Genomic DNA, 15,577 nt, shown 5'->3' with positions numbered 1-15,577 from the left:
GTCACAATCAGGAGCCTCGATCCGGTCACCGGAACGGGGCTCCCCTTTGGATTAAGTGCAGGGCAGGAGGCGCCGATCAACGGCCCCCGACAAAGCCCCCGCCACATCAGGAAACGCAGGCGAAACAGCATCCGCTGATCGCTGCACCAGGGCAAAACCCGTTCATGTTCACTTACATTCTGCGCAGACTTGCGCTGATCCTGCCGACTATTATTGGCATCTCAATCTGCGCCTTCGCCTTTGTGCGTGTGCTGCCCGGCGACCCCATTCTGGCCATGGCTGGCCAGCACGGCGTGACGCCTGAGCGCTACGAAATTCTCAAAGAACAGTTCGGCTACAACCTGCCCATCTGGCAGCAATACTTCAATTATGTCTGGGGCGTGCTGCAGGGCGATTTCGGCATCTCGCTGTCCACCAAGCGACCCGTAATCACCGAATTCCTGACCCTGTTCCCCGCCACGATCGAGCTGGCTTCGGTCGCAATGATCCTGGCGGTCGGCATTGGCATCCCGGCCGGCATTTTCGCTGCCGTCAATCGCGGCTCCTGGTTTGATCAGCTCACCATGGGTGTCGCCCTGACGGGTTACTCCATGCCCATTTTCTGGTGGGGCCTGCTGCTCATCATCTTCTTTTCGGGTTATCTCGGCTGGACCCCGGTCTCAGGCCGTCTCGACCTGATGTTCTTCCTGCGCCCGATCACCGGCTTCATGCTGATCGACACCCTGCTGTACGGCAACTGGCCAGCCTTTGTTTCGGCGCTGCGCCATCTCATCCTGCCCGCGGTGGTGTTGGGCACCATCCCGCTGGCAGTGATCGCCCGCCAGACCCGTTCGGCCATGCTTGAAGTGCTCGGCGAGGACTATGTCCGCACCGCTCGCGCCAAGGGCCTGTCGCCCCGTCGGGTGGTCAATGTGCACGCCCTGCGTAATGCACTGATCCCGGTGGTCACCACCATAGGTCTGCAGGTTGGTCTGCTGCTGGGCGGCGCCATCCTCACTGAAACCATCTTCTCCTGGCCGGGCATCGGCAAGTGGATGATCGATTCCATCGCCAAGCGCGACTATGTGGTGGTGCAGTCCGGACTGCTGCTCATCGCACTGATCGTCATGGCGGTGAACCTTCTGGTCGACCTGCTCTATGCGGTCATCAATCCGCGCATCAGGGTGAAATAACATGACCGAGGCAACTTCCACTCCCACCCCGACCAAGGTCAGCAATGCGGCTGCGTTCCGTGAGTTCTGGCACTATTTCGCCGTCAATCGCGGTGCCGTCATTGGCTTGGTCGTCTTTGTGCTGCTCGTCCTGGTGGCCATCTTCGCTCCCTTGCTGGCGCCCTATTCGCCCGATCAACAATATCGCGATGCTATCCTGACCCCACCGGTCTGGGATGCCATGGGCGATCCCCGCTTCCTGCTCGGTACCGACCCTGTGGGGCGCGACATGCTGAGCCGCCTGATCTATGGCGCGCGCTATTCCCTGTTCATCGGTCTGTTCGTTGTCACCGGCGCGCTGTTTGTCGGTGTCATCCTGGGCGTGCTGGCCGGCTATTTCGGTGGCTGGGTGGATGCTGCCATCATGCGCGTCATGGACGTGATCCTGGCCTTCCCCTCATTGCTGCTGGCACTGGTGCTTGTGGCTATTCTCGGGCCGGGCCTGTTCAATGCCATGGTCGCCATCGCTCTGGTGCTGCAACCGCACTTTGCCCGACTGGTCCGCGCGGCAGTCATGGCTGAAAAGAACCGAGAATATGTGACGGCAGCCAAGCTTTCTGGCGCCAGCCACATTCGCCTGATGCTGATCACTATCCTGCCCAATTGCCTGGCGCCGTTGATCGTGCAGGCCACGCTGAGCTTCTCCAACGCCATTCTGGAAGCGGCCGCCTTGGGCTTTCTGGGCATGGGGGCGCAGCCACCAACGCCTGAGTGGGGCACGATGCTGGCTTCGGCCCGCGAGTTCATCCTGCGCGCACCCTGGGTGGTGACGTTCCCCGGTCTGGCCATTCTGGTGACCGTTCTGGCAATCAATCTGATCGGCGACGGCCTTCGGGACGCGCTTGATCCCAAGCTCAAGAGGAGCTGATCCATGGCCCTGCTTGAAATCAAAAATCTCTCGGTCTCCTTCGATACCTCCGCTGGCCTGTTCAAGGCCGTCGATGGCATCGATGTGTCTGTCGATGCGCGCGAAGTGCTGGCCATCGTTGGCGAGTCGGGTTCGGGTAAGTCCGTGGCCATGCTGGCGGTGATGGGTCTTTTGCCCTCAACAGCCACAGTGACTGCTGACAAAATGGAATTTGAAGGCCTCGACCTTCTGTCAATGAATGCCGCGGACAAGCGCAAGATCATTGGCAAGGATATTGCGATGATCTTCCAGGAGCCTGTGGCCAGTCTGAACCCCTGCTTCACCGTCGGCTTCCAGATCGAAGAAGTTCTCGGCATGCACATGGGGCTCAATGGCAAGGCTGCGCGTGATCGCGCTGTTGAATTGCTCCAGCTTGTGGGCATCTCCGATGGGGCTGAACGCTTGGGCGCTTTTCCCCACCAGATGAGCGGTGGCCAGTGCCAGCGCGTCATGATCGCCATGGCCATCGCCTGCAATCCAAAGCTGCTGATCGCCGATGAACCCACAACGGCGCTGGACGTGACCATTCAGAAACAGATCCTTGATCTGCTGGTCAGCCTGCAGGTTGAGCACGGCATGGGGCTGATCATGATCACCCACGATATGGGCGTGGTTGCAGAAACGGCCGACCGCGTCATCGTGCAATACAAGGGCCACAAGATGGAGGAAGCCGACGTGCTTTCGCTGTTCGAAAACCCGCAATCGAACTACACGCGGGCGCTGCTCTCGGCGCTGCCGGAAAACGCCGTTGGCGATCGTTTGCCGACGGTATCCGATTTCGTCTTTGAACCCGCTCCGGGAGTGAATTGATGGCTGCCCCCGTTCTCGAAGTCCGCAATCTCAAGCGCGACTATGTCAGCTCCGGTGGCTTCCTGCGGCCCGCCAAGGTCGTTCATGCCGTAAAGGGCGTGAACTTCACACTCGAAAAGGGCAAGACGCTGGCCGTGGTCGGTGAAAGCGGTTGTGGCAAGTCCACATTGGCCCGCATGATCACATTGATCGATCCACCGACCTCGGGCGAAATCCTGATCGATGGTGAAGCCGTTGATGCCCGCCACGTCACCCACCAGATGCGCCAGAAGGTGCAGATCGTTTTTCAGAACCCCTATGGGTCGCTCAATCCGCGCCAGAAAATCGGCGACGTGCTGGCCGAGCCGCTCATGCTCAACACCAAAATGTCGGCTGCCGATCGTCGGGACAAGGCGATGGCCATGCTGGTCAAGGTTGGTCTGGGGCCAGAGCACTTCAATCGCTATCCGCACATGTTCTCGGGCGGGCAGCGCCAGCGCGTTGCCATCGCCCGGGCGTTGATGCTCAATCCGAGCTTTCTGGTGCTGGATGAGCCCGTCTCTGCACTCGACCTGTCGGTTCAGGCCCAGATTCTCAACCTGCTCAAGGATCTCCAGGACGAGTTTGGTTTGACCTATGTTTTCATCAGCCATGATCTCAGCGTCGTTCGTTACATCGCTGACGAGGTGATGGTGATGTATTTCGGTGATGTGGTGGAACACGGCAGCCGCGACGCGGTCTTCCAGAACCCGCAGCACGAATACACCCAGACCCTGTTTGCTGCGACGCCGCGTTCCGATGTCGACAGCATTCGTCGCCGTCTCGCCGCCAAGGCCGCCATCCCGGCGTGATAGTCTAACCCCGCGTCATGGAGCCCTAACCCGGTTTCATGCGTTGGGCTGTGATGACCCAGACCAGCCAGCAAGATCGCGCCCGTCAGCCCAATCGCGGGCGGGACGCCCTGACGCCCGCGTCCATGCCTTGGCGAGGGTGGAAGGATATCGTCTATCGGCTGGTTGTAGGCTTCAACGAGAACCGCATTCTGCTGACGGCGGCAGGTGTCACCTATTTCCTGCTGCTGGCTCTGGCGCCGTCTCTGAGCCTGTTTGTCACCCTTTATGGAATGCTCAACGACGCCACGGGCGTAGTCGAGCAACTCAACCTGCTCACCGGCGTGGTGCCGGACGGCGCACTCGATATCATCCGTGACCAATTGGTGCGTCTGACCAGCCAGGATGATCGCTCTCTTGGTATTACGTTGCTGGTGTCGCTCAGCGTCGCGCTCTGGGGCGCCGGGGCGGGTATCAAGGCGTTGTTCGAAGCCATGAACGTGGTCTATGGCGAGCAGGAGAAGCGCAATTTCTTTGCCGTCAATCTGCTGGCGCTGATCTTCATTCTGGGGGGCTTGGTGCTGACCAGCGTTATGGTCAGCGTCGTGCTGGTCCTGCCCGTGGTGCTTAGCCTGCTCTCGCTTTCCCGCTTTGACGGCCTTGTGCAGATGGGCGCCTATTTTGTGCTGCTGGTCTTCCTGCTGTTGGCCTTGTCCGCCATCTACCGCTGGGGACCGAGCCGACAGGAGGCGCGCTGGCGCTGGGTGACGCCAGGTAGTGCCTTCGCCGCGCTGGGCATCATGGCGGCCTCGCTGCTGTTCTCTTGGTACGCCGCCAATTTCTCCAATTACAGCGCCACCTACGGCTCGCTCGGCGCTGTTGTGGGTATGCTCACCTGGATCTGGCTTTCGGTCACGATCATCATTCTGGGCGGCTCGCTCAATTCCGAGATCGAGCACCAGACAACCACGGATTCAACCACCGGCGCCGTCAGGCCGATCGGCGAGCGCGGTGCATTTGTTGCCGATACAGTAGGTGAACGCTGGCCGGCGCGGGGCGGCAATGCCGGCGGGGATGTTCCCGACGACGAGCGTCCGCCCCGCAATTGATTTGCCTTTAGACGGTGACGCGCTTGCCTTCCTTTGAAGAGCGCATCAGCGCATCAATCAGCCGGTGCACATGCATTGCGGTGTGACCGGTTGAGACTGGGTTACGATCATGGTGTACCGCGTCGGCAAAGTCAGCGATCTGTGCGGCATGCCAGTCGAAGGGGAACGCCATCGGATCGGCCCCGCCACCACCCTGACTGGCCTCACCTTCGGTGATGGTTTCACCGCTTCGGGTCTGCACCGTCAGATTACCCGCTGTCAGCGTCGCCGAGGCGTCGGCAAAGTTCAGCGTCAGGCTTTCTGGACCGCCCGGGAAATTGGCCGTGGTCGCCATCATCGCCCCCACCGCGCCATTGTCGAACTCCAGCCCCGCTGACACGAAGTCCTCGGTTTCCATCTGGTGCAGCCGCGTTGTCGCAGCCATGGCTGTAACGGCTTTGACTTCACCACACAGGCTCAGCATCAGGTCAAGCGAGTGGATCGCCTGGGTGATCAACACCCCACCGCCATCCTGCGCCAGCGTCCCGCGGCCGGGTTGGTCATAATAACCCTCCTGCGGTCGCCACCAAGGCACCACAAGGTGTACTGCCTCAAGTCGGCCGTAGCGATTTTCGGCAATGGCCTCTGCCAGTATGCGTGACGCCCGGCGGAACCGGTGCTGGAAGATCACGCCCAGTTTGACATCGGCAGCGTCGCACATTGCCACGATCCGCTCAGCAGCTGCCACGCTCCGTTCGACAGGTTTTTCTAGCAGCACGTGCTTGCCCGCTGCGGCCGCTGCGGCAACGATCTCTTCACGCGCATTGGGTGTGGTCAGCACCAGAACGGCATCGAGTCGTGGATCGGCCAGCAACGCCTCATAGCTCTCGGCGGCAGGGAAGCCATAGGTCGAGCAGAAACTGTCCAGCTCCGCCCGATTGCGGCGGTACACACCGAGCACATTGATGGTATCGGAAAGTGACTGCAGCGCCAGCGCATGTGGCTTTGCGCCCATGCCTGCGCCGATCACACCAATCGCGAAACGTCCCTGTTCATCACTCATCCGGCTCTCCTCCACTACGCCTGTTTGGGGCGATCAATGGACCATGGGAGCCGTTTTGAGAAGGGTCTAGGATGCCTGACGCCAGGATTGTTTGGTCAGGAACGCTTCGAGATCCTTCGCGCTGAGCGCAGGAGCAAAGGCATAGCCCTGCAGGATATCGCAGCCCAGATCACGCAGGATCGCGGCATGCTCCATGGTTTCAACGCCTTCGGCGACAACCTCGATGCCCATGGATTTACCGATGTCGATGATCGAGGTCAGCAATTGGCGCTGCGGCAGGTCCTTGAGAATGGGCATGACCAGTTGGCGGTCAATCTTGAGCCGGGTCGGGCGCAGTTTCTGCAGGGACACGATTGAGGCATAGCCGGTGCCGAAGTCGTCGATCTCGACATCAATGCCCAGATCCTTGATCTGGTCGATGTTCCAACTGACTACAGCGTCATTGTCATCGAGGTAGATCGACTCCACCAGTTCAAACGAAATCCGACCGGGCGTGATGTCGAGTTTGCGCAGACTGGTGATCAGTTCTTCATCATGCAGCCGGCGCAACGAGACATTGACCGAGGCGCGCGGCACGATCAGCCCCTTGGCTTCCCAGGCATCAAGTGCGGCCAGCGATTGTTCCAGGATCAACCGATCAATCGTCGCCATGACATTGAGCTCTTCAGCCACCGGAATGAAACTGTCGGGGGCTTTGATGCCTTCGGTCGGATGCTGCCACCGGGCCAGCGCTTCCACGCCGACGACGTCGAGCGTGCGGGCATCAAACTGCGGTTGGTAGAAGGCGATGAACTCATTGCGCTCCAGCCCGGTCAGGATTTCGTCGGCAACGCGCTTGGTGTTGACCACTTCGGCCTGAAGAGCATCCGAGAAGAACTCGAAGCAATTGCGTCCGCGCGCCTTGGCCCGATACAGCGCAATATCCGCGTTGATCAGCAATTGCTTGCCTTTGAGGTCGCTTCCAGACGCCTTGGCAATGCCGATACTGACGCCGAAGCGGCACTCGTGACCCTCATAGGTGACGGGCTGACGCATCTGGCGCACAATGCGATCCGCTAACGCCGCCAACTCGTCATGGCTGTCATCAACCGTAGTCAGCACCACGAACTCATCGCCGCCGATACGGGCCACGAAATCATTGTCACGACACTTGGCGCGCAGTACGGCGCTGGCATGAATCAACATGGCGTCGCCTGCCGCATGCCCCAGCGTGTCGTTGATCTGCTTGAAGCGATCCAGATCGATGTGCAGCAGCGCCACCGATTGATCTTTGGCGAACCCCTTATTGGTCAGCCCATTCAGCATCTCGTCGAGATAGCGGCGATTGGGCAGGCCGGTCAGGCTATCGTGCAGCGCGTTGTGCTCGATACGCACGCGTGCCGATTCCAGCTCCGCATTGCGCGCCTGGGTCATTGCCGTCGCGCGCTTGAGCTCGAGGTTCAACTCGACATCGGCTGTCACGTCCCAATTCACACCCAGCACCTTCTTGGGTGCACCAGGCGCGCAGTATAGCTTGGCCACTGAGCGCACATGGCGCACGCTGCCATCGGCAAGCATCACGCGATAGTCGGACTCATAGCGGCCGTCTTCATCGATCATGCGGCGGAATTCGTCTTCCGCACGTTGCTGATCATCCGGATGCACCACCGCTTTCCAGTCTTCGTGGGTGCGCGGACCGCCATCTGACAATCGGCCATAAAGCTCGTTGGTACGATCGTCCCAGGTTTCCTGCCCACTGGCCATATCCAGTTCCCACACGCCCACCTTGGAGACGTCCAGCGCCAGTTCCAGGCGGCGCGACATGCGGCTCAGCTCGGCTTCGCGTCCCTTGAGCGCGAAGAAATGCAGTTTACGCTCGCCCACCAGATGGCCGGTGACGACAATGGGCACCAGGATCAGAAGGCCCGCGCCAATAATGGCCAATCGCAGCAGCCAGTTGTCGCCGGTCGCGGCATCCCAGCCGCCTTTGGGCACTGCAGATATCGTCCAGGAGCCATAGGGCAGGGCGATTTCGGCCGTCACCGCGGTCGCTGTTCGCAAATCTGGTCCAAAGAACGGTGGCAGCCCCTGCTCGGCAGCATCTTCGCCGGTCAGCGAAATTTGGATATCGAGGCCGGCATCGGTCAGCCCGCTGTCGGCATAGAGTTCATCGACATCAACCACTGCGGCGACCAGACCCCAGAACCGGCGGCCATTGACGCTGTCGACATAGACGGGAAAGCGGCTGACGAATCCGCGCCCACCCTGCACCAGGTCAACCGGACCGGCCAGAACGAGGCGGCCTGTGGCCCGGGCAAGAAAAGCCGCGCCCCGTTGCGCTGGTACCTCGCGATAGTTCAAACCGATGGCCCGCTCATTGCCGGCAAGCGGATAGGTCATGGTGATGATCATGTCCGGAGCGATGGCTACAGAACGCAATTGGCTCTGCTCGGCAAACAGGTGCTGCGCCAACTTCTCGAAGCGCTCCGGCGTCATCGCGTCAGGCTCGGTGGAGATCGTCGAAACCAGCCCGCGTACCAACTGGATATTGGCGTTGATATTGCCTTCGAGCTTGGCGCGGATCAACGCCAGTTCGGTCAAAACTGCCGCGCGCGCTCGCTCTCGATTAATGGTTGTGCTCTGCGCGTCGAGATAAACACCGCCGATTATCAAGACCACAAGAGCCAGCAAGGCGGGCAGCAGCGTCGGCCGCAACCAGCTATGTCGATACTCGCCCACAATTTTCCCGGTCTTGGTCACGGCAACGCTAGTCCCAATGGCCATTCTGGCCTGTACTGAGTGTGGGGCCTGGACCTTGATTTTCGCTAATTATCGCGGGGAAGGTGGGGTCATGGTTAGCGCGCGGTTAACGTGGTTCGCGGGTGGTTTCGATTAGTTCGACCCCGGCATCTGCGCACAGTTGCCGAAAGCGCTCTGAGGGACAGTGATCAGTCACGAAGCTGCCGATCTGGTCGATGCGGGCGATCCGCACCGGCGCTGTTCGATTGAACTTGCCCTGATCCGACACCAGGATCACGTGCCGGGCATTGGCAATGATGGCCTGCGCGACCTTGACCTCGCGATAATCGAAATCGAGCAGGGCACCTTCTTCGTCCAGTGCCGAGGCGCCAATGACCGCATAGTCCACCTTGAACTGCGAGAAGAAGCCCGCGGCGGCTTCACCCACGACGCCGCCATCGGAAGGCCGCACAACCCCCGCGATAACCACCTCAAAGCGCGGATAGACCCGCATTCGATTGGCCACATTAATATTGTTGGTGACCACCATCAGCCCGGAGTGATCAAGCAGGGCCTGGCTCACAGCTTCGGTAGTGGTGCCGATATTGATGAACAGCGAGGCATCATTGGGTATGAGCGCGGCCACAGCCTTGCCGATGGCATCCTTGGCCTCGGCTGAGATGCGCCGGCGTGCCTCATATTCCAGATTCTCAACCCCTGACGGCAGGGTTGCCCCGCCATGAATGCGGCTGAGCTGGCGCTGATCACAGAGCTGGTTGAGATCCTTGCGGATGGTCTGCACTGACACAGCGAAATGCGCCGCCAATGCGTCAACTGTCACCCGGTTATGCAGCCGGGCGAGTTCGAGAATCTCACGATGGCGTTCACTTGTTTCACTGGCCATCAAGCAGGCTCGAATTCGTTGGGACGCGCTGTCACCTCGACAAGTCCGGATGCAAAGCGCCGCGCATTGCGCGCATAGGCATCGGCTGACTTGCGCAGCCCGGCAATGGCAGCTTCGTCCAGATCGCGAATGACCTTGCCCGGCGCACCGACAACGAGTGAGCCATCGGGAATTGCCTTGCCTTCGGTAATCAGCGCGCCGGCCCCGATCAGGCAGTTCTTGCCGATCTTTGCGCCGTTGAGCACCGTGGCGCCCATGCCGATCAGCGTATTGTCGCCAATGGTGCAGCCATGCAGCATGGCCTTGTGGCCAATCGTGCAGCCTTCTCCGATGGTCAGTGGAAAGCCCATATCGGTGTGCAGCACAGTGTTTTCCTGCACATTGGTGCGCGCGCCGATGATGATGGCTTCATTGTCGCCACGCGCGACCACGCCGAACCAGATGCCTGCCTCAGCCCCCACAACGACGCGCCCGACCAGAACGGCCGTCGGCGCGATCCAGCCCACATCCGGGTCGATCTCGGGGGCGATGCCGTCCAGCGCGTAAAGCGTCATCTCGTGTCTCCTCAGCCAACGCCATATGCTTGGCGCATCTGGGCAATCTCTTCCAGTGTCTTTTCAAATAACGTCCAGTCGTCATCCTGCGCAATCGGCGTCCAGATGGCTTCAACCTCGTCGATCAACATGGTGCGCGGGCGTGATCGAGCAAAGTAGGCGTGGTCCAGGTTCACGTCGTCGCTGGGCTCATAGGACTCCAGGGCATCAGCAATGGGCACAAAGGACGCGCTGGTATAGTGCTCCGCCGCTGGGCTGGCTGCAGCGCGTTCGGCACTCAGGCTGCCGCCGCGCCAGTCAAACAGGAACTGTTCATAGGGTGCCTGTGAGGCGCCGAGAAACTCAAACAGGGTGGTGATGAAGGTCCCATCGCTTTCAATGTCGGTTGGCTTCAGTCCCAGACGGCGCAGCATGCTCTGGGGTAGGGCTGCGCGAAATGCCGGCCACACCGTATTGAGGGCTGGCTCCAGCGCTTCAATACTCGAGAGCGGCACAAGGCTTTCGGCCAACCGGGTCAGGTTCCACGCCAGCGCATCAGGTTGCCGGCCAAAGCTATAGAGCCCGGTCTCATCAAAATAGGCGGCGGTAAAGCTCGGGTCATAGCGCTCGATAAAGCGCCAGGGGCCGTAGTCAAAGCTCTCGCCGGTAATGTTGATATTGTCGGTATTGAGCACGCCGTGCACAAAGCCTGCCGCAATCCACTGTGCGCCCAGTTGCGCGACATTGCGCGCAACAGCGGTCAGGAACGCCGCCGCACGATCCTCGGTTTCGGCGAACTCGGGATAGTAGGTGTCGATGCAATAATCGAGCAGTTGGCGCAGACCGTCCGTATCGTGCAGATAAGCCAGACGCTGAAAGCTGCCAATGCGGATATGACTGTGACTAAGTCGGACTAGCGCCGCCGATCGCGTCGGCGAAGGCTCGTCGCCCCGTTGCAGTTCTTCACCAGTTTCTACCAGCGAAAAACTCTTTGAGGTATAAACACCCATGGCCTCGAGCATCTCTGTGGCCAGGACCTCGCGCATCCCGCCCTTCAGGGTTAGCCGCCCATCGCCACCCCGTGACCATGGTGTACGCCCGGTTCCCTTGGTGCCGAAATCGAGCAACCGCCCGTCTTGCAGATCAAGGCCCTGGGCGAACAGGAAACCGCGCCCATCACCCAGATCGGGATTGTAGCTGCGGAACTGGTGTCCGTGATAGCGCAGCGCCAGCGGCTCGGGCAGTGAACCGGGTAGGGGGTGAAACGACCAAAATGGCTTAGCCAGTCCACCTCACTCAGCCCATCAAGCCCCATGCGTGCGGCCCAGCGCTGATCGCGATGCCGCAATATGGTTTGGGGAAAATCGGCTGCAGCAACGCGATCATAGAACGCATCGCCCAGGGTTTCGTGGTGACGGGCAGGTTTGAAATCAGTCATGGTTGCACAACGCTATCACAGCCATTTGCGTTCGCCAGCGCGCAACCCTGCCTTTCGTCCATTTGCCTAGCACCCAAAGGCAAATCGCCCTATATCGGCTCATGATGACACTCCAGAATGATCTTTTGCGCCTCACCCCGTTCCAGGCGGTAATCTTTGATATGGACGGCACGCTGCTCGACACCGAGAGCGTTTTCCGCACGATCGTGTTTGAAGTCTGTGACGAACTCGGTTTTGAAATGACCGATGACGTGCATCTGTCCATGATCGGCGGCAGCCACGAACGCACCAACCAATTGCTGGTTGAGGCCTACGGCGTCGCCTTTCCCTACACCCAGTTCGATCATCGCTGCCGCATCATTATGAACGAACGCAGTCAGGCTGGCGTACCCGTCAAGCCGGGGGCGCGCGAGCTGGTCGGCGAACTGCGGGAGCGGGGCATTCCCACCGGCGTTGCCACATCCTCGCGCAATCCTCATGCCCAGCACCACCTTGGTGCCGCAGGACTGCTGGAGTTGTTCGACACCATCGTCACCCGCGATGACGTCACCAACCCAAAGCCGCATCCAGAGCCATACCTCACCGCTGCTACCCGGTTGCGTGTTGAGCCGCAGCATTGTCTTGCCCTTGAGGATAGCCATGCCGGAGTGCGCGCCGCGCACGCAGCAGGCATGCAGACCGTCATGGTGCCCGATCTGGTCCACCCCAGTGAAGAGATCCGCGCCCTGGGCATCGCCGTCATGGACAGTCTCAACCACGTCCGTCGCGCCGCTTTCGAGCTTCGTGAGCGCTCGATCTGAGCTGCTTTTGATGCGTCCGGCAGGCCGGATGCAGCGACCTGCGCGTTAGCATTGATTAACGCGCCGGCGCGGCTTGGCCGCCTTTCCGACATCTGTAAACTTTTAGCTTTCTCGCCCATGGCACCTTCACCACGCGTCAAAGCCTTGCATTTCAAGGGTTTTCATCTCATGGCTGGTCGATTAACCGTAACTTAAGAAGCTAACGGCTATGGTTAACCAGCTGTAAATTTCGACTTCCCAGGGCGGCCAAGCTTGGCTAGTGTGCGCCCGGAAGTGACCAAGGGCCTGCTTGCGGGTCCGGACGAAGGTGCACCGGATACGACCGGATGCACTCAGGGGTAAGGACGGGGCATGACGAAATCCTGGCAGCAAAAGGCTGTACGTGCAGTATCGCACGTGCTGACATTGGGCGCAGTTGCGCTCGTGCTGTTTGTGACTCTCGCCCCCGCACACGCCCAGACGCTCCAGGTCGCTCTGGTAACACCGCTCCCCGTTCCCGAAGATCTTGCTGCTGTGCGCGCACAGCCGGCAATCGGCCCTACTTTGGTGCCCCTGGCGCCAGGCGAGCAGGCGCTTACGCCAGCATTGCTTGCCAATTACGTGCAGCGCCAGAAGGAACTGCGCGCCGTCGACGTGCTGGGTATTGGCCCTCAGGGTGCGCTGAACACCGATGTGCTGATGGGCTACATCGCTCGCGGCCCAATGGGTGGCAATAGCGCCGTGTCAGCCATTGCCAGCTTCACCTCTGCGCCGGTCACGCCGCAGCCAGCCCTGAACACCACATCGCTGGCCGCCTATATCGACGCGGGCTATCAGCCTACCGGTCGCCGTATCGAGCAGGCCAATGCCGAGCGCGATTGTCTGGCGCAGGCTATCTACCATGAGGCCCGTGGCGAGAGTGCCGCCGGCCAGCTCGCGGTGGCTAACGTCATCGTCAACCGGGCCCGCTCTTCCAAATTCCCGTCCACCCTGTGTGGCGTGATTTACCAGAACGCCGACAAGGGCCGCTATCGCTGCCAGTTCACCTTCGCCTGTGATGGTCGCACCGATGCGCCGGGTGAACGTCGCGCCTGGGCCCGTTCTGCCGCCCTTGCACAGACGGTCTATGCCGAATTTGCCAAGGGCGAAACGCTTGGCGCCGTGCCTCGCTCGACCCTGTACTACCACACCACAAATGTCCGTCCGAACTGGGCCAATACCTACAATGCCGTCGCCCAGATTGGCTCGCACATCTTCTATTCGCCCAACTAGGGCAATCCTTCTCATTGTTGTCTGACTGACGCACGCGACCCTACGCCGCCTGGCTTGCGCTGCGCGGCTGCAAAACGGGACGGTCCTGGAGACCGTCTCGGGGGCACCGGTTTTTGCCCAGACCGTATGGCCAAACCGATCGCTCGCAGACTGGCGACCCAGTTCAGACCCATACTACTGGCAATGCCGCACGCCCAAGCTCTCCGCCACTGTCGCCTGCAGGCCGCCCGTGCGGGAGAGATGGGGGAGTATGAGCGCTGTTTTGGGGTTGGAATAAAGGGGATAGATTCACACATCGGGGCCAGCCCTCCCCCTTGATGGGGGAGGTTGGGGGTGATGCGCAATGCGGGGCGGCTATTCCGCCGCCTGGGCCATTTGCGGGCCGGGTGCCGCATTCGCGGCGTCGCCGAACTTCTCGAAATTGGCACGGAACAGCCCGGCCAGATGCATGGCCTGCCGGTCATAGGCCGCTGCGTCGGCCCATGTCAGACGCGGCGTCAGCAGCGTGCTGTTTACGCCCGCTACGGCCACGGGGACCTCAAAGCCGAACAGCTCATCGGTGCGCATGCCGACATCATCAAGGTCACCGTTCAATGCGGCGCTAAGCAGGCGTCGTGTCGAAGCGATGTCGATACGCTTGCCCACCCCATAGCCGCCACCGGTCCAGCCGGTGTTGATCAGCCAGGCTGAGGCCCCACTGGCGCGTAGCTTTTCTGCCAGCATGTCGCCATAGACGGTGGGGTGCAGCGGCATGAAGGGCGCGCCGAAGCAAGCAGAAAAGGTTGCCTGTGGTTCGGTGACGCCGCGCTCGGTACCAGCCACCTTGGCAGTGTACCCCGAGAGGAAATGATAGACAGCCTGATCTGGCGTCAGGCGCGCGATCGGCGGCAAGACGCCAAACGCGTCTGCTGTCAGAAACACCACGGTTTTGGGCGTGCCCCCAACGCTGCCCTTGGCAATGGCGGGTAGCACATTGATGGGATAGGCGGCGCGGGTGTTTTCGGTCAGCGAAATATCGTCAAAATCGGGCACATGGGCGTCGTCGAGCACCACGTTTTCGAGCACCGTGCCGAAGCGTTTGGTCGCGGCGAAGATTTCCGGTTCGGCGTCGGCGCTCAACTTGACGGTCTTGGCGTAGCAGCCCCCCTCAAGATTGAAGACGCCGTCTGCGCTCCAGCCATGCTCGTCATCGCCGATCAGCGGGCGGTCGGGATCATTGGACAGCGTTGTCTTGCCCGTCCCCGAAAGCCCGAAGAACAGCGCCGCTTCGCCCTCAGCGCCCAGATTGGCTGAGCAATGCATCGGCAGAACGCCCTGTTGTGGGGCGTGGAAGTTGAACAGCGAGAACACGCTCTTTTTGATCTCGCCGGCGTAGAGCGTGCCGGCGATGACCACGATGTTGCGGCTCATGTCGAGTGCGATGACGGTGTCTGTGCGACTGCCATGACGCTTGGGGTCGGCCTGAAAATGAGGCACATGCACAATCGTCACGTCTGTGGGGGCAGCGCCTGTCGGTACCATCTCGCCGGGACGGATCAGCAGATTGCGGATGAACAGCGCATGCCAAGCGTTTGGCGTCAGTACGGTAACACCATATTGGTTCTCTGGATCAGCGCCCGCCAGCAGATCCTGCCGGAACAGTCCCAAGCCGCCCAGGGCGGAAATCGCGTCGTTGAGCAACACATCGAAATGTTCGGGGCTCATGGCGCCCGCATTGTCCCACCAGACGCTGTCCTGCGTCAGCGCATCGCGCACGATGAACTTGTCCTTGGGCGAGCGACCGGTGAACGCGCCAGTACGAACTGAAACCGCACCATCGGCGGTCAGCGCGCACTCTTCGCCCTGCAGCGCCCGTGCAACCAGCACGGGGGCGATATCGTTAGTGGATACCGAACCGGCACGCGCAGCGATTGTGGTTCTCAGGCTCTCATGGTCGAACATCATAAACTCCGTCGCTCGCAGGCTGGTGCAGCCGTCCGCTATGGAGGTCAAAATAAAGGCTCAACTTGTCGTACAACCATCCCGAAATCGGTCGTAAGACGGAA

General features: G+C 60.6%; 12 protein-coding genes and 1 pseudogene. 7 read left to right on the top strand and 6 right to left on the bottom strand.

All coding sequences use genetic code 11. The annotated features are described in order from the left end of the window. Positions 1-164: 164 nt before the first annotated feature. Genes AC0L37_RS16980 through AC0L37_RS16960 form a run of 5 tightly spaced genes read left to right on the top strand, consistent with a single transcriptional unit; the run spans position 165 to position 4,846 of the window. Entirely contained in the window at positions 165-1,172 is a 1,008-nt protein-coding gene (locus AC0L37_RS16980) for an ABC transporter permease subunit (RefSeq protein ID WP_282222538.1), read from the top strand. A gap of 1 nt (position 1,173) precedes the next feature. Next, positions 1,174-2,079, top strand: a complete 906-nt coding sequence (locus AC0L37_RS16975) for an ABC transporter permease subunit (RefSeq protein WP_212659314.1) — start codon at positions 1,174-1,176, stop codon at positions 2,077-2,079. Positions 2,080-2,082: 3 nt separating this feature from the next. After that, positions 2,083-2,928 (top strand): ABC transporter ATP-binding protein, encoded by an 846-nt coding sequence (locus AC0L37_RS16970; protein WP_212659315.1) that lies wholly within the window; start codon positions 2,083-2,085, stop codon positions 2,926-2,928. Continuing rightward, positions 2,928-3,758 (top strand): dipeptide ABC transporter ATP-binding protein, encoded by an 831-nt coding sequence (locus AC0L37_RS16965; RefSeq protein WP_212659316.1) that lies wholly within the window; start codon positions 2,928-2,930, stop codon positions 3,756-3,758. Before AC0L37_RS16970 ends, AC0L37_RS16965 begins: the two co-directional genes overlap by 1 nt. Positions 3,759-3,811: 53 nt before the next feature. Then, positions 3,812-4,846 (top strand): YihY/virulence factor BrkB family protein, encoded by a 1,035-nt coding sequence (locus AC0L37_RS16960; protein ID WP_282222539.1) that lies wholly within the window; start codon positions 3,812-3,814, stop codon positions 4,844-4,846. Between the two features lie 7 nt (positions 4,847-4,853). Here AC0L37_RS16960 and AC0L37_RS16955 read toward each other — a convergent pair whose 3' ends face one another. From AC0L37_RS16955 to AC0L37_RS16935, 5 genes and pseudogenes are all read right to left on the bottom strand, one after another. Further along, entirely contained in the window at positions 4,854-5,888 is a 1,035-nt protein-coding gene (locus AC0L37_RS16955) for a Gfo/Idh/MocA family protein (RefSeq protein WP_282222540.1), read from the bottom strand. Between the two features lie 66 nt (positions 5,889-5,954). Then, positions 5,955-8,651, bottom strand: a complete 2,697-nt coding sequence (locus AC0L37_RS16950; RefSeq protein WP_282222541.1) for a bifunctional diguanylate cyclase/phosphodiesterase — start codon at positions 8,649-8,651, stop codon at positions 5,955-5,957. A gap of 82 nt (positions 8,652-8,733) precedes the next feature. Further along, positions 8,734-9,510 (bottom strand): DeoR/GlpR family DNA-binding transcription regulator, encoded by a 777-nt coding sequence (locus tag AC0L37_RS16945; RefSeq protein ID WP_473313481.1) that lies wholly within the window; start codon positions 9,508-9,510, stop codon positions 8,734-8,736. Further along, the gene (locus tag AC0L37_RS16940; RefSeq protein ID WP_282222542.1) at positions 9,510-10,064 is read right to left on the bottom strand and encodes a gamma carbonic anhydrase family protein; all 555 of its coding nucleotides are present in this window, start codon (positions 10,062-10,064) and stop codon (positions 9,510-9,512) included. The genes AC0L37_RS16945 and AC0L37_RS16940 overlap by 1 nt, the downstream gene beginning before the upstream one ends. A gap of 11 nt (positions 10,065-10,075) precedes the next feature. Then, positions 10,076-11,481: pseudogene (locus AC0L37_RS16935) on the bottom strand (protein adenylyltransferase SelO). A gap of 104 nt (positions 11,482-11,585) precedes the next feature. On the opposite strand from AC0L37_RS16935, the gene AC0L37_RS16930 reads away from it, so the two are divergent. Both AC0L37_RS16930 and AC0L37_RS16925 read left to right on the top strand, forming a co-directional pair. Next, positions 11,586-12,281 carry an HAD family hydrolase gene (locus AC0L37_RS16930; RefSeq protein WP_282222543.1) on the top strand — a complete coding sequence of 232 codons (696 nt, stop codon included), beginning with the start codon at positions 11,586-11,588 and terminating at the stop codon, positions 12,279-12,281. 351 nt (positions 12,282-12,632) lie between these two features. Beyond that, a complete protein-coding gene (locus AC0L37_RS16925; protein WP_282222544.1) occupies positions 12,633-13,532 on the top strand; it encodes a cell wall hydrolase in 900 nt (299 codons plus the stop codon). Positions 13,533-13,886: 354 nt separating this feature from the next. On the opposite strand, the gene pckA is transcribed toward AC0L37_RS16925, so the two are convergent. After that, complete coding sequence (gene pckA, locus AC0L37_RS16920) at positions 13,887-15,473, bottom strand: phosphoenolpyruvate carboxykinase (ATP) (RefSeq protein WP_282222545.1); 1,587 nt, start codon at positions 15,471-15,473, stop codon at positions 13,887-13,889. Positions 15,474-15,577 lie beyond the last annotated feature (104 nt).

It is taken from the genome of Devosia sp. J2-20 (genome assembly GCF_055808475.1).
Note: the sequence above shows the minus strand (reverse complement) of the source record. Positions and strands in the feature narration are given on the sequence as shown.

Excerpts from the sequence above, each read along its gene's own strand:
- AC0L37_RS16970 (WP_212659315.1), top strand. The coding sequence starts at position 2,083 with ATGGCCCTGCTTGAAATCAAAAATCTCTCGGTCTCCTTCGATACCTCC.
- AC0L37_RS16965 (WP_212659316.1), top strand. The coding sequence starts at position 2,928 with ATGGCTGCCCCCGTTCTCGAAGTCCGCAATCTCAAGCGCGACTATGTC.
- AC0L37_RS16950 (WP_282222541.1), bottom strand. The coding sequence starts at position 8,651 with ATGGCCATTGGGACTAGCGTTGCCGTGACCAAGACCGGGAAAATTGTG.
- AC0L37_RS16955 (WP_282222540.1), bottom strand. The coding sequence starts at position 5,888 with ATGAGTGATGAACAGGGACGTTTCGCGATTGGTGTGATCGGCGCAGGC.
- AC0L37_RS16960 (WP_282222539.1), top strand. The coding sequence starts at position 3,812 with ATGACCCAGACCAGCCAGCAAGATCGCGCCCGTCAGCCCAATCGCGGG.
- AC0L37_RS16940 (WP_282222542.1), bottom strand. The coding sequence starts at position 10,064 with ATGACGCTTTACGCGCTGGACGGCATCGCCCCCGAGATCGACCCGGAT.
- pckA (WP_282222545.1), bottom strand. The coding sequence starts at position 15,473 with ATGTTCGACCATGAGAGCCTGAGAACCACAATCGCTGCGCGTGCCGGT.
- AC0L37_RS16945 (WP_473313481.1), bottom strand. The coding sequence starts at position 9,510 with ATGGCCAGTGAAACAAGTGAACGCCATCGTGAGATTCTCGAACTCGCC.
- AC0L37_RS16925 (WP_282222544.1), top strand. The coding sequence starts at position 12,633 with ATGACGAAATCCTGGCAGCAAAAGGCTGTACGTGCAGTATCGCACGTG.
- AC0L37_RS16980 (WP_282222538.1), top strand. The coding sequence starts at position 165 with ATGTTCACTTACATTCTGCGCAGACTTGCGCTGATCCTGCCGACTATT.
- AC0L37_RS16930 (WP_282222543.1), top strand. The coding sequence starts at position 11,586 with ATGACACTCCAGAATGATCTTTTGCGCCTCACCCCGTTCCAGGCGGTA.
- AC0L37_RS16975 (WP_212659314.1), top strand. The coding sequence starts at position 1,174 with ATGACCGAGGCAACTTCCACTCCCACCCCGACCAAGGTCAGCAATGCG.